Annotated in this window: 10 protein-coding genes and 5 pseudogenes; 3 read left to right on the top strand and 12 right to left on the bottom strand. The window is 59.2% G+C overall.

What is annotated here, in order from left to right; translation table 11 throughout:
- Positions 1-21: 21 nt before the first annotated feature.
- From GT370_RS18070 to GT370_RS18050, 5 genes and pseudogenes are all read right to left on the bottom strand, one after another.
- A pseudogene (locus GT370_RS18070) lies at positions 22-2189 on the bottom strand (ParB/RepB/Spo0J family partition protein).
- Between the two features lie 174 nt (positions 2190-2363).
- Positions 2364-3580, bottom strand: a pseudogene (locus tag GT370_RS18065) (DUF932 domain-containing protein).
- An 880-nt stretch (positions 3581-4460) separates the two neighbouring features.
- Positions 4461-5539: pseudogene (locus tag GT370_RS18060) on the bottom strand (IS5 family transposase).
- 355 nt (positions 5540-5894) lie between these two features.
- Positions 5895-6332, bottom strand: coding sequence for a YybH family protein (locus GT370_RS18055; protein WP_168118447.1), 438 nt, complete (start codon positions 6330-6332; stop codon positions 5895-5897).
- Between the two features lie 87 nt (positions 6333-6419).
- Positions 6420-7166, bottom strand: a complete 747-nt coding sequence (locus GT370_RS18050) for an SDR family oxidoreductase (protein WP_008495256.1) — start codon at positions 7164-7166, stop codon at positions 6420-6422.
- 243 nt (positions 7167-7409) lie between these two features.
- On the opposite strand from GT370_RS18050, the gene GT370_RS18045 reads away from it, so the two are divergent.
- A complete protein-coding gene (locus GT370_RS18045; protein WP_008495255.1) occupies positions 7410-8216 on the top strand; it encodes a DJ-1/PfpI family protein in 807 nt (268 codons plus the stop codon).
- Positions 8217-8292: 76 nt separating this feature from the next.
- On the opposite strand, the pseudogene GT370_RS18040 reads toward GT370_RS18045, so the two are convergent.
- The 5 genes and pseudogenes from GT370_RS18040 to GT370_RS18020 all read right to left on the bottom strand — a co-directional run bounded on the left by GT370_RS18040 (position 8293) and on the right by GT370_RS18020 (position 11888).
- A pseudogene (locus GT370_RS18040) lies at positions 8293-9239 on the bottom strand (GlxA family transcriptional regulator).
- Positions 9240-9502: 263 nt separating this feature from the next.
- A complete protein-coding gene (locus tag GT370_RS18035) occupies positions 9503-10468 on the bottom strand; it encodes an NAD-dependent epimerase/dehydratase family protein (protein WP_008495253.1) in 966 nt (321 codons plus the stop codon).
- A gap of 57 nt (positions 10469-10525) precedes the next feature.
- Positions 10526-10795, bottom strand: a complete 270-nt coding sequence (locus GT370_RS18030) for a hypothetical protein (RefSeq protein ID WP_270184444.1) — start codon at positions 10793-10795, stop codon at positions 10526-10528.
- Between the two features lie 9 nt (positions 10796-10804).
- Positions 10805-11235 (bottom strand): annotated as a pseudogene (locus tag GT370_RS18025) (DJ-1/PfpI family protein); the annotation flags it as partial.
- Between the two features lie 347 nt (positions 11236-11582).
- Positions 11583-11888, bottom strand: a complete 306-nt coding sequence (locus tag GT370_RS18020; RefSeq protein ID WP_442865458.1) for a tyrosine-type recombinase/integrase — start codon at positions 11886-11888, stop codon at positions 11583-11585.
- A 68-nt stretch (positions 11889-11956) separates the two neighbouring features.
- Between GT370_RS18020 and GT370_RS18015 the strand changes: the two genes are divergently transcribed.
- Positions 11957-12223 carry a hypothetical protein gene (locus tag GT370_RS18015; protein WP_168118432.1) on the top strand — a complete coding sequence of 89 codons (267 nt, stop codon included), beginning with the start codon at positions 11957-11959 and terminating at the stop codon, positions 12221-12223.
- A complete protein-coding gene (locus GT370_RS21030) occupies positions 12144-12593 on the top strand; it encodes a DUF4113 domain-containing protein (protein ID WP_083878804.1) in 450 nt (149 codons plus the stop codon). The genes GT370_RS18015 and GT370_RS21030 overlap by 80 nt, the downstream gene beginning before the upstream one ends.
- A 174-nt stretch (positions 12594-12767) precedes the next feature.
- Here GT370_RS21030 and GT370_RS18005 read toward each other — a convergent pair whose 3' ends face one another.
- Both GT370_RS18005 and GT370_RS18000 read right to left on the bottom strand, forming a co-directional pair.
- Positions 12768-13406 carry a site-specific integrase gene (locus GT370_RS18005; RefSeq protein WP_270183494.1) on the bottom strand — a complete coding sequence of 213 codons (639 nt, stop codon included), beginning with the start codon at positions 13404-13406 and terminating at the stop codon, positions 12768-12770.
- Positions 13349-14113, bottom strand: a complete 765-nt coding sequence (locus GT370_RS18000; RefSeq protein ID WP_270183493.1) for a hypothetical protein — start codon at positions 14111-14113, stop codon at positions 13349-13351. Before GT370_RS18000 ends, GT370_RS18005 begins: the two co-directional genes overlap by 58 nt.
- Positions 14114-14117 lie beyond the last annotated feature (4 nt).

The raw sequence follows: 14117 nt of genomic DNA, 5'->3' as shown, positions 1-14117 counted from the left end.
GCCGCCTCGGGGTTGTGGCAATCACTCAGCCGCGATGTCGTGCGGCTCGAGCTGTTCTACGTCTTCGGCGGATGGAAGATCGACCGCCTCGACCTCCTCGCCGGTCACATCCGCGCTAACAGCGGCGGCGGTACCATGCTTGGGCACCGCCGCAGAATCTGCCGGCATCGTCATGGTCTCCACGCCTTTCGTGCGCAACGCCTCGGGTAGCCAGCCGGAGTCCGCCAGCGCCTGCGCGGCGGCCTCGGCCATGGCGTCCTTCTTAAGTCCTTCCAGCCGTTGTGCCGCCTGCTCGCCCTTGGCCTCTCGCACCGCTTCCAGAATACGCGCTTTGGTCACCCGTCCGAGATAATTGTCCACATTCGGCGCCCAGCCCGCAGCGGCCAAATCAAGCGCCAGAATTTCCGCCAGCCGTCCCGCATGCGCCAGCGCACGGGGGCGGCGGTTGTAGGCATCATGCGTGGCGTTCAGCGTCAGCGCCACGCAATGCGCGAACAAGGCCTCGCGGCTGTCACTGTCGAAGCCGATCAGCGCATCCCACAGCTCGGCACAATCTTCGGGCAATTGCGCCGCCCAAGCCTCATGCCGCGTATCAACCCGTGCCGCCAAGGGCGTGTCAGCCAGGCCCGGCGCCTGGGCGACAAACATCACGCTCTTCGCCTCGATCTCCAGGCAGGATTCCGCCCCATAGCGGTAGAACAGTTTCAGGCACAGCGCGTGCAGCAGGACGAGGTAAGCAATGCCGGGCTCAAGGCCCAGCGCCCCGCGCAGCGCCAGCGTGCGATAGGCGGTCAGCTCGGTCAGCAGCCGGTCGGGCAGCGGCTTCAGCCCATCTTCCTCCTCGGGCTCGGCTTCTGGCTCCGCCCGCCGCCAATATGGGCGGCGATGACTCTGGAATCCGCGCGGCCGGGATCGCTGCCATCGGCATCATTGTATCCGTCCTGCCCCTGTGCCCTGCCCTCACCCGCCAAGTCTGCCTCATCGGCTTCCTCAACCACCGCCGGCTCATCCTCAGGTCGAACATAGCCGCGTTCCACCCGCAGCACGCCAGTGCCGTCGATGCTGACAAATACCCCCGCCATGGCCATCTCGGCAGGATCGTACACCGGCGGGCGTTGGGTCAGCGCGTCAATCTCCACCTCGATTTCCGCGAGGCGGCCATCGGCATCATCGGAGACCTCATCCGCCTCGGCGGCTTCTTCCTCGAGTTGCTCAGCCTCGGCCCGTAACGCCTCAACCTGGGCAATCTCCTCATCGGTGAGCGGACGGCGCGCGCCCGGAATGCGCCGCAAACCATTGCTGTGGCCGTATGGAAATTCAGGTGCCATCTCGACCCATTTCCAGCCCTCGGCCCGGATCGTATCGGCATCGCGCTCGAGCTTCTCCGCCACCACGCGCGCCAGCAGCCCAGCATCCTGCAGCCAGCCGCCATCATCCTGCTGAAACAGATCGCGCATCACCGCCCCACCGGCTGCGATATAATCCTCACCGGCATATTGCGCCCGCTTGTCACTGGCGCGCACCGCCCCTTCTGTCAGCATCCGGCGGATCTGGTAGGGCTCTTTGTTGTAGGAGCGCTGCAGCGCCTCCCATACCTGCTCCTGGCGCTGATGGTCGGGGCTGACCGAGAAAGCCATCAGCTGGTCGAGGTTCATCTCATCCTCGGCATAAACCTCCAGCAGCCGGGGCGAAACGGCGGCCAGGCGCAGCCGCTGCTTCACCACCGAGACCGCGACAAAAAACACCGCCGCAATCTCCTCCTCGCTCTGCCCCTTCTCGCGCAGTGCCTGAAACGCCCGGAACTGATCCAGCGGATGCAAAGGTGCCCGCTGCACATTCTCTGCCAGGCTGTCTTCCTCGGCGATGCCGTCGGTGCGCACGACACACGGGATGGGCGCGGTCTTGGCCAACCGCTTTTGCCGCACCAGCAATTCCAGCGCCCGGTAGCGCCGCCCGCCGGCGGGGATCTCGAACATACCGGTCTCGGCACCCGCTTCATCCAGCACTGGCCGCACCGTGATGCTCTGCAGCAGCGTGCGCCGGGCGATATCCGCCGCCAGTTCCTCAATCGAGACACCTGCCTTCACCCGCCGTACATTCGATTGTGACAGCACCAGTCTATCAAACGGAATATCGCGCGAGGCGCTCAGCGTGATTTTCTGGATAGTTTTATTGGTTGTTTTACTCATGAGACAAACTCCATGACGGGCGGCCCGGAGCCACTCTCCTGACCTGCAAACCCATCACAGATTTTTCCGCCGCTCTCTCCCTCTGATTGCCGCGCCACAAAAAAAGCCGTGGACCGATAACGGCCCACGGCATAACAAACATCAACGGCAAACCAGCCCCCGGTGATCAGCCGATCAGCTTACCCGTTCCAGCAGTAGCTTGGCTTTGCCCTCCAAATCCAACCGGGAATCCTGGTGCGGGCGCGAGCGCGCCAGCGCGGTGATGCCCTGCACGAAATCAAACACGGACTCCGGCGGATGACCTTCCTCCTCCAGCACGGAGGAAATAATCTTCGCCGTCTCGCCTTTGCTGAAACCGCGCTTGCGCAAAAAACTCTCGCGCTCATCATCCTGGCGCGCCACAATCTGCTCCCGCGCCGCTTTAATGCCCGCGACAAACAGAGCAGGCGAGGAATTGGCAAAGCGCCGCAGTGCTGGTGCTGCCTCATGCGCAAAGCGCTGGGTCGCGAATTTGCTATGCCGGATGCTGATCTCCTGGAAATCCTCCGCACCCCAGATGTTCCGGTTGGCACACACCGCCCGCAAATAAAACGAGGCAATGCCCAAAGTCTTCGAGCCCACCTCGGAATTCCAGCAATAGAAGCCTCGAAAGAACAGATCCGGCTCGCCGTTCGGCAGGCGCCCGGCCTCGATCGGGTGCGTATCATCCACGAGAAACAAAAACACATCCCTGTCACTGGCGTAGAGTGTGGTGGTCTCCTTCGTCACATCCACATACGGGTTGTGCGTCATGGTCGCCCAATCCAGCACGCCGGGCACCTTCCAATTGGTATCCCCCGCGCCGTTGCCGGCAATCCGCATCACCGCCGAAACCAGCTCATGGTCCCAAATGCGCCCGTAATCCGGCCCAGTAACGGCGCGCAGCTCCACCCGCCCGTCATCACTCTCCAGGGTTTTGACCAGTTCAGCCCGGTGGTTGAGCAGGCCGTGCTGCAGATTGATCCCGGCCAGCGGGGCGGGCAGATCCCGCAGATACCCGCCGGTACCCCCACCAGCCCGCAAAGCTGGCCAAAACTCCAATGCGTCGGCGCCACCGGCCGTTCCTGCCCTGGCACAATCAACGCCAGGCGCTCACCATCATCGCGCCGAGCTTCCACCCGGATCGCCCGGCTCTCCACGTTACGCGCCTCGGCCCGGTCAGCCCGCGCGCGCACGGCTTCATACAACTCGGGCAACGACAAAAACCGCTCATCATCAGGCCGCGAAAACCATTCCGACGACACCCGCCCCAGCCGCTCACCCCGGCTAACATCCACCTTAAAACCCGCCGCCCCAGCCCGGCCAGCATCGGACCCCACAGCCGCAACCGCGGCAGTTGCATTGATATCCATGGCACTTCTCCATGACAGGCGCCGGAAGACACTCTCCCGAACCCAAACCCATCATGAAAAACTCCAGCCAAGCTCTGACTCTCAAGCCTGCATCGGCGCCGTGGCTGTCTGCCTGCCCTCCTTCCAGAAGATTAAAATTATTTCAAGACATTCTGGTTTCGGCTAGTTTGGGCCGGAAACGGCCTGGCCGCTTTCTGCTACTTGAGCGCATAAAGCGGCCATAGATTCCGGAGCATTCGATAGTCATCCTGCTCACACTTCTGTATGCTCCGCGAGGGCCAACGCATTTTCAACATCGACGCCGAGATATCTTACGGTACTCTCGATTTTTGTGTAGTCCAGCAATATCTGGACGGCCCGCAGATTACCGGTCTTCTTGTAGATGATTGAGAACTTGGTCCGTATGGCTCGGAAAGACGAAATCGTCTAGCATTCCACCCCGTTGCATCAGCCAGGCGAGCAAGCTGGCGTGGGCGGGTTCGGGCAACTTAAATTGCACAGGACGTCCGGTTTTCTGCTGGACAACGATTGAGCGGAATTAACTCGTCCACCGCTTGCGATTTTACCGATCTTGATTTTTACCACATCACAGCCCCGCAGCTTGATGTCGATGGAAAAATCAAGCAGCGCCCGGTCGCCCCGCGCCGTTGATGATCAAGCCAGAACCGGATCGCCCGCACCTGCTGCGGCTTCAACGCGCGTTTGGCGCCGGGCCTACGGCCTGCATTCCACGGACGTTGATCTTTAACAGTTTGCTGAAAAACCCCGAAACTTGGTTTTATTTTTTCTGATTTAGCTTTGGGGCCTGGATTTTGGTTCAAGTGATTGAAGTTTCTTGCCGGTTTCTGGACTTTTTTCGTCCAGCGGACAGACTCGTCCCTTATATTGCCACCATTTTTGGAATGCGTACCAGATTATAGGCGATCAGGTTGAGCATGAAGGTGCCGGCGACCCGCGCAACGCCGCGCAGCTTGGTCTTGCGCATCGTGCCGTGCTGCTTGCCCCAGCCGAATATGCACTCGATCATCGCCCGGCGGGTCTGCGACATCGCATAACCGGGATGGCGCGTGGTGCGTCCGTCAATCGCGCTGCGGCGGTGCCTGCCGGTTTTGGTCTCACCGTTGTTTTGTGTGACATGCGGTGTCACGCCGGCGTCGCGCAGATTGGCGACATGATCGGCGGTATCGTAAGCCTTGTCTTCGCCTACGGTGATCCGCCCGGCGGCCGACTTGGCTTTGGCTTTCAACATCGCTTCCGAGGCTTCACGCTCAGCCGTGCCTGTGGCCTGGGTCACTCGGCCACCCACCGCCAAGCCGTGCCGGTTGTCCATCAGCGCGTGCCCCATATACGAAAGCTTTGCCTCCCGCCCAGCGGCCTTGCGGTACAGCCGGCTTTCCGGGTCGGTGGTGCTGGCATGGGTATCGTTCTTACGCTTCTGACCGTGGAAATCCGAACCATCATCGTCGCTGCCATCCTTCGGCCGGAAGCTCTTCTGCGACGCCCACGCCTCGATCAGCGTGCCGTCCACCGAGAAATGCTCATCCGATAGTAGCGGCGTCACCCGCGGGTGGTTCAGCAGCCGGCTCATGAATTTCTGGAATATATCGCCGTTCTGCAGGCGCTCGCGGTTCTTGCTAAACGTGGTCGGGTTCCAGACCGGATCATCCGGGATAAGCCCACAAACCAGCGGTACAGGAGATTATAATCCAGTTGCTCCATCAACTGCCGTTCCGAGCGAATCCCGTACAGCACCTGGATCAGCAGCGCGCTCAGCAATTGTTCAGGCGGCACCGAGGGCCGGCCTTCCCTGGAATACAGCCAGGCAAAGCTGCGGCTCATCTCATGCAGAACATCCCGCACCAAAGCACGGATCGCTCGCAACGGATGGGTCGCCGGAACCCGTGTTTCTGGTGAAACATACGAAAACATCCCGCCCTGATCTCGAAAAGAACCCCGCACCCCACGCCTCACAAAACCTGCCAGCCAAAGTGAATCACATCATAATCCCGGCCGCCAGGAGTTTTTCAGCAAACTGTTAAAGCCAGTATTAAATTCTGAATGTCCCATCACTTCCTCCATTTGGCCACCATGGCTGAGGAGTGATTTGGGGATCGAAAGGCTACTGCGCAGCGGGACCGATTACTTCTTGAACGCTTTCCGACGATGCTTCCAGGAAGACAGGTCACTCCCCCGCTATTCATGCAAAAGGCGAACGAAACACCGCAGTTCGGCTCCAACAAGCGGTTATATTTTCCACCCAGTTGATCAACTCAAAGCGATCGGACAAGACGTCACCGCCAACCCGCCTTCGTAGTCAGTTGCAAACCTTGGCTGGAGTATCATCAGACCACATGTCGCGATGGATCTTCCATTCTCCGCCTTGTTTGATCAAGACGATGGTCTGCCTGCCACGTTCAATGATGTCGCCTTTGCCATTGTACATCTTCAGTTCGGAGATGCTGGCCGCAGCGTCGTCACCACCATAGATCTCGTAATGGTCGAACTTGGCGCGCGCCACGAGATCCGGCCGCAGGTTCTTCTCGAAATAAGCGAGGATTGCAGCCCGGCCGGAAATCGCTGTTGCGTTGGGCGGCAGGACTTTGGCGTCATCGGTATAAAGAAGAGAGATTGCCTTGAGATCACCCTTGGCAAGGTCAGCGGCAAACTGTTCGGTCACAGCCTTCACAGCAGCTTCGTCTGGCGAACGTATGGTGGCCGCAAAGGCTGAAACACATTGAAGAGCGAAGGCCATTAAGACCCCCAGGAGGTACGAGATAGGCTTTGTCTTTGTCATAGCTATTCCAATGATTAGAGTTTGTCGTGGAACTGGCTTCTGGTTTCAGAGCTGCGAGCAGCCGCCATCGACCACCAGCTCTGTCCCGAGGACGTATCGGGACTCATCGCTTGCGAGGTAGAGGACCGCGGCAGCGACCTCCTCGGCTCGGCCCATTCGCCCGAGGGGCACGGTCGAGGCGAACTGAACTTTGAAATTCTCCACCTCGGCTTCGGACAAGCCGAGCTTGCCCAGCAGCGGCGTTTCGATACCCCCGGGGGCGACCGCGTTAACGCGGATTTTACGGTCGAGCAGTTCAAAGGACCAACTGCGCGCGAGCGAGCGGACTGCGGCCTTAGCGGCGGCGACCAGCGACAGTCCATGCTTGCCTGTTTGATTGATAAACGAAGTTGTTAAGACAACTGATGCGCCTTCCCGAAGTACAGGCAACGCGGCCTGCATCGTGAACACGGCCCCTCTGACGCTTACGTCCATGATTGTTTCATACTGATGCCCGTCAATCGATTGGAGCGGCGTTGGGATGACGTAGCCGGCGTTCGCAAAGAGAATGTCGAGTCCACCAAATGCCTGCTGCGCTTGAGCAGTGACCGCTTGCATGGCCTCAATAGATCGAACATCAGCCGCAACGATGAGGACCCCGTCGCCAAGTTCTGCTCTGACATCATCGAAACGAGATTCGTTGCGGCCGGTAACGATAACGCGGGCGCCCTCCTTTAAGAAGAGCTTTGCGGTGGCAAGGCCGATGCCACTCGTGCCGCCAGTGATAAGTGCTGTTTTTCCTGAAAGTCGCATACCGAACTCCTCATACACAATGTGCAATAGATGGCTGCAGGCGCGCCCATCATTCGGCTCTAATTTAGTGATTTATAGCTTGTCTCAAAGGACGTATTTCCCTTAAAACAGGACATTATCTGCACCCAGCCTCTGATGGCGTAAAATAAGGGAAATATGTCCTTTAGGAAATATGGGCGAGACGCTAAGCATCCAGGTGCCCAGCAACCAGCCCGCTTCGCGGGACAGGATAGGAGACCCGATATGTCTAGAGTTTTTGATGAATCAACCAAGGAAAAACTGAGTGAGGAAGGCCGTTCGCGGCGGCAGGCGATACTTATGGGCGGTGTGGCGCTCGCCGCAGCCAGCCTTATTCCGGGAGGAGCGCACGCATCCGCGAGCGGTGAAGCTGGAAAGCCTATCGACTTTCTGTTCGCGATATACCCCAACGGAACACTTCTGGATTTTGCCGGGCCCCATGAAATTCTCACGCTCCTGCCTAACGTGAAGGTGCGGTTCGCAAGCCCGGCTGGTGGTCTTGTCACGCTGGAGAACGGTGTCGTCTTTGGACCGACTGAGAAGCTCGCTGATGTAGACAAAGTGGATGTGATTTGCGTTCCTGGCGGTCTCAATCTCTCAGCGATGATGAAACCAGAGATACTTGCGCACGTCAGCCGGCTGTCTGAGACCGCGCAATACGTCACGTCGGTCTGCACGGGGTCAATTATCCTGGCCGCCTCGGGCGTGCTGAAAGGGAAGCGCAGCGCGTGCCATTGGGCGTTCCTGAACGATCTCAAGAAATACGGAGCAATCCCTGATCCTGCACGCATCGTAACGGACGGCCGCTTCATGAGCGGCGGTGGTGTCACCGCCGGCATCGATTTCGGTTTAACGATAGCGGCTGCACTCCGGGGCGCCGAGGCTGCACAAGAGGCGCAACTGCTCGTCCAGTATGACCCGCAACCTCCATTCCATGCCGGGAACCCGTCTGATGCGCCACCGAAAGTTCGCGACGCGGTCTACAAAATGCTGCCCGGCTCGGAGTACGGCCTGATGCAACCGATTCTTTAGAACGGGGCGGGCACACGGCCCAGAATATTCGGGTCGCGTATCCCCCTCGGGGCCGCCGAGGGGGATACGCCATCAGCTAAACGGCATTCTCTTGACGCTTGGCGCGCCGAATTGCTTGTGGCGGATGGCCGTGCAACTTGACGAACGCCCGGCGCATCCGTTCCGGATCGGTGAAGCCTACGGCTTTCGCGATCTGCTCGATCGGCTCGGCCCCGCTTCGTAACCTGATGCTTGCCGCCTCGACACGTAAACGTTCCACTGCCTTGGCCGGCGTCTCGCCGGTCTCGCGCCGGAAAGCCCGCCCAAATTGACGGACACTCAGTCTAGCTGCTTCCGCCAACCTCTCGATCGGCAGCGGCTCTACCAGATGAACGCACGCGAACGCGAGCGCCATGCGGATACGGTCCGAGTCAGGTTCCATCTGCGACATGGCTGAAAACTGCGACTGGCCGCCGGAGCGGCGATAGGGCACGACAAGCTCACGCGCAACCTCGCGCGCAATTTCGGTTCCGAAGTCGATTTCGATCAGCGCCAGCGCTAAGTCGATGCCCGCCGAGATCCCTGCCGAAGTCCAGATGTTGTTGTCGGAGATGAAGATGCGGTCCGCCTCGACTCTGACCAGAGGATATCGCTGCTGGAGTTCTGGTGCGAGACGCCAGTGGGTGGTTGCGCGGCGGCCATCTAGAAGCCCGGCCTCGGCAAGCAAGAACGCGCCTGTGCAAACACTCGCCACGCGGGCAGCTCGCGCAGCGAGGTCCTTTGCCGCCGCGATGACACCAGGTTCTTGAAAAGGTCCGATGCCGCCGCCGACGAAGATTACCGTATCGAACGTCATGCTACGAAAAGGCTGTGTCTGAATGGGAACGCCTGCGCTTCCAACGACAGTGCCTCCAAACTCGGAAATCACCGCCAAGCGATAGGGGTTGCCTTCAACGAAGCCGTTCGCCTTTTCAAATGCAGCCAACGGCCCGCGAGATCGAGAGTCTGGTGGTTAGGGCAAACGAAAAGGCCGATTTGGTGCATTGTCTTAATCTAAGGGAAATTTGCTTTATTGGCCACCGCTTTCTTTGTGACTTTGGTGTAAACCGGGAAAAATGCGCGCTCCTCGGCGTCAAGCAGACGCCGATCAGGACATAGTGCTGCGACTACAAGGCGTGCGGCGCAACTTCCTCACAAGGTTAGCCAAACCAATCAGCGTAAGGCGCAGCACATCATGAAGAAGCGGGACGACTTGGACGAATGCGGCCGCACCACCGGCGGCATTCGTCAAAATCCTTAGAATCGGCTTAAACCTTATATCCACGCAGGCCGTCGGCACGCGATATCCGCCCGACGTAGCCCAACTCCCGGCGCGCGGCGGTATCATCGATGCTGAATCCCCGACCGATCATGCGCATCATTGAACGAGAGATCGGCGGATCGTCCTCTCGCCGCATGAGCCTCCAAACCGCATCCATGACCCGGCCAATGGCAGATGCGAGCCAATAGGGCATGGAGCGCAGTTCATCGATCGACAAGCCCTGCACGTCCGCTAGCGACGCGATGAATGCGCGGAATGTCTGTTGTTCCCGATCAGCGATGAAGAAGGCCCGCCCGCCCATTTCGGATTGGAGTGCGATTTCGATGGCTTCAATCACATTGTCCACGTAGCAGGTCGAAAAAGCGTATTCGCCCCGGTCGATGAAGGCGAACTGCCCAGATTTTATCGCCCTGGGAAGTTCGCGGCTGAATGGATCACCGGGGCCCCATATCGCCGAAGGGCGAAGCGCGATCGTGCAAAAATCGGGTCTGTTGGCGGCCAGAACAAGCGCCTCGGCCTGCGCCTTGCTGGCGAGATAGGCGGAAAAATGGTTCGGGAATGTCGGCGCGCTTTCATCGGTGCCATTCGTAGGGCGCCCAGCTTCATCCATAATGATTCCGGCGGCGCTGATGAAGATGAAGCGTGTTGCACCTGCCCTCTCAGCAGCCGCAAGCAACGCGGCTGTGCCGTCCACATTGGTCCGAAAATAGGGTTCACGGGGGCCGGAAAACCGAAACAGGGCGGCCGCGTGCACGACGGCGTCAACCACCGGCAACGAGAGAGGCGTCGTGCTTTCCAGATCGGCGTCCACTGGCACCGCGCCCGATGCACGCAGCGCGTCGTGCGATACGACTGAGCGCGTCATGGCGAATACCTCATGGCCGGCCTGCGCGAGCTTAGCAATCAGGCGGCTGCCGAGAAACCCCGTGCCGCCGGTGACAAGAATCTTCATCAAGGCTCACCTTCCGTTCGAACGTTGAGGATGGATCTCATGGCCCTGCTGCGGATTTTACATAGGACCTAATGCTCGCTCCGCGTACTTGCGGGCGCTAGCAAAGCGTCGTTCAGTAATTTCCCGCGCTCGCGCACTGACGGTAATCAAGACATCAGCAGATGCCTTCGTAGGAGAGCCTGAGTCAAACGGTGGTTGGGGGTCGTAGGCCATGTAGAGCTGGAGTTCTTTTGCAACCTGATCTCCGCGAAGAAGTGCGGCCAAGATAAGAGAGCCGTCAATGCCTGAAGTAACGCCTCCGGCGCTCACGTAATTGCCGTCGATCACGACGCGATCAGCGCTTGGAATAGCGCCATACAACGGCAGCACTTCCATCGCTGTCCAATGTGTCGTTGCTTTTTTGCCATGCAACAAGCCGGCAGCACCGCAGATGAGAGCCCCGGTACACACCGAGTAAACATATAGGGCATGACTAGATTGCTTGCGGATAAATGTAAGAACTTCCTCATCTGCGGCGGCTTCTTCCTGGCCATACCCCCGGGAATGAGCAGCACATCGAGTTGTGGTGCATCTTCGAAGGAGGTGTCGGGCACCAGCTGCATTCCCTGCATATCCCGAACAATATTTTTGTCCTTCCACAATGTGTAGAACGTCGAGTTTGGAATGCGCGACAGTGCTTCAAATGGGCCCGTGAAGTCACATTGGTCCAAATTTGGAAAGATCAGACCGCCAATTTTTAAGTGCCTATTCGCAGTAATCGCCTGCATATCCTTTTCCTCGTTGCAAAGACATCAACAATTGAGGCACGACAATACAACGGATACCGTCTCGCGTGATTTATGATCGATAGCGTCTTCCTTCACCGAAATGGAAAACGATGACGTTCATATGGATCCGGCGCGTAATACCTCAAAGGACATATAACCCTTATAAAGCGCCACTTCGATTTACAGAGTGCTCGAACCGGCGGCGCCTCCGACAAGAACTACCAGCTTGCTCGCCCCGCAAAAATGGCCAGTTTTGAGAACGGCTCGGCGCCGAATTCCACTGTTTCACTCGACATTTCTTTTTCGGGAGGAGAGCGGCGACATCGAGTGAGGTACGCATGATCCGCTCAGGGGCCGGGTGCCGCCGGCGACTCCATCAGCGCTATGACTTTATCGAACGGTGAGATAACGGCCCGGACCGTTCGTGCCGCTACCTCGGTGTAGAGCGCGGTGTTCTCGAGCTTGGTGTGGCCAAGCAGCACCTGGATGACGCGGATGTCGACGCCATCTTCGAGCAGGTGGGTGGCAAAACTGTACCGCAGCGTGTGTGGGCTGACATGTTTGCTGATCTGTGCGGCCTTTGCGGCAGTAGAAATAGCGGCGGCAAAGTGTACCACTGAACCGGCTGATTTGCGGCTGCTATGGCGGCGCAAAAGTGTACCGGTCCTGCTAGGCCGATTGATGCCCTTACTGGCATTGATTGGCTGGAAGGATGTTTAGAGTGGAACTTTATGGTGCCGTCCGGCGTGCTGTGATGGTTGATGGCCTGAACCACCGCGAGGTTGCGCGGCAGTTTGGGGTTCAGCGGAACACGATTTCCGAGATGCTGCAGTATTCGGCACCACCGGGCTACCGTCGGCGGGAATGGCCGGTTTCGCCGAAGCTTGGGCCGCATATTGCCTGGATTGATGCGGTGCTCGAGGTTGACTGCGGCGTTCACGCCAAACAGCAGCATACGGCGCAACGGCTTCGTAACCAACCCGCATAATGGCGATGCCTGGTATAGTGCGAGCCGTGCTGCGCAAATTGAGCCCACCTCTGACACGCTGGCGCTGCTCAGTGAGACCATGCGCCTGCTGCGCGTCTGCTGGCGACCCGGCCACCGTTATTTCAAGGCAGGCGTAATGCTGGCCAACCTCACCCCGGCCCGCCAGCAAGTGCAAATGTTCGCCACGCGCGATGCTGCCAAATCCGCCCGCGCCATGGCGGCCATTGATGCTGTAAACGCCCGCTTCGGCCGTGGCATGTTACGCACTGCCGCAACCGGCACAACGATGACTTGGGCCAGCCGCCAGGCCCGCCATTCCCCGCGCTACACGACCCGCGCTGAGGAGATGCTGGTGGCAAAGGCGTTTTGAGAACATCGATGAACAGCTGACCATATTTAAGCGGGGCCAAGCCCCAGATTGCGCACCCGCAAGGGGTGCGCTTTTTGGGCGATCCGCCAAGCGGATCGCTTTTCAGCCAAGCCTGCGCCCGGCTTTCAAAAAGCGGAGTCATATGCAGCATTTTTTGCGACGGTTCGACCGCCTCTAATCGGCATCCTCACCGAGCACCTTGGCTCTACCCACACCGCTATCACGCGCACTATTTCCGACAGTGGCTTTCGGCCTTCCCTTCGCGGTCTTCTTGCGCACGACGTTGATCGCAGCGGCATCGAGCGTGTTCTTCAGGTGGATGGCATAATGCTTCTCGATCATCTCGACGCTGGTGCGGCAATTTTTCGCCACCTGATAAATATCGGCACCCTCCATCAGCCGCATGCAGATATAGGTATGGCGCAAACTATACGCGGTCCGGGCCTTACCATCGCGGTCAATCTTCAGCCCCGCGCGCTCCAGCAGATTATTGAACAGCTTGATGTGATTACCCGGGAACACGAGGTCCGTCGGCTTCGGGTATTCCAGTTCCGGCACCACGGGTGCTGCGCTACCGGCTTTGCGCCGCAACTGCCGCTCGCGGCGTGACTCACCCTGCACGGGCTTGGCCCGCGCCAGCAGCCGCTCATACACCCGCACGGCGCCCGGCATGCTTTTGCAATGCCCCACACCACGCTTACCGCGCACCTCAATTTCCAGAATATCCGTCTTACCCGCTTCATCATTCGCAATCGTCACATCCCGGTGCTGCAGATTAAACGCTTCATCCGGCCGCAGCCCGGTATTGGCCATGAACAGCACAAAATCGTAGACCTGTTCGGCATTCCATCTGTAATGCGCCCGCTCTGGCGCTTTCGCATTGGCCCGCGCCGCTTCGTACAGCTGCTTGTATTCCTCAGGGCTGAACCAAGGCCGATGCGTGATTTTACCCTGGTACGATAGGGCGGGGTCAGGTCCGGCAAATGCTCCAGCCAGCCATGGCGGATGGCAGTTTTCAGGACCATGCGCAGGGTTACCACCTCATCATGGAGGGTGCTGCGCGCCGGCGGCTTGGCCTTCGGCCTGTGCTGGCTCTTCGATTGCGGGTTCGGTGCGGCATAGGTCGTCATCCGGTGCACCCGGTATTCCTGAACCTTGCCGGGCGAGACCTTGTCGAGCGGCAAGGCACCAAAGAACGGCACCAGATGCACCCGCAACCGAATGCCGTGGCTCTCGGTCCATTTCTGGGACCGCTCACCTTCTGTGATAACGCCGTATTCCCTGAGGAACTGATCGGCCGCTTTTTTGAAAGTCGGGCGGTCATTCAGCACGCCAGCCTGGCTCTGGCCGTGCAGCTTGAAGTACCAGCCTTCGGCAGCCTTGGCGGCCAGATCCTGGAATTCCTGTTTGGTGGAGAACTGGCGCTGCTTACCACCCACCGAGGCCCTGGCCTGCCAGAACCGGCTGTTGCCGCGCTGATAAATTTGGACCTTCCCGCCCAGCAGATCGACCGTCGACATGACG

It is taken from the genome of Acidocella sp. MX-AZ03, assembly GCF_027626035.1.
GTDB classification, from domain to species: domain Bacteria; phylum Pseudomonadota; class Alphaproteobacteria; order Acetobacterales; family Acetobacteraceae; genus Acidocella; species Acidocella facilis.
This window is presented reverse-complemented; position numbering and strand designations above follow the sequence as displayed.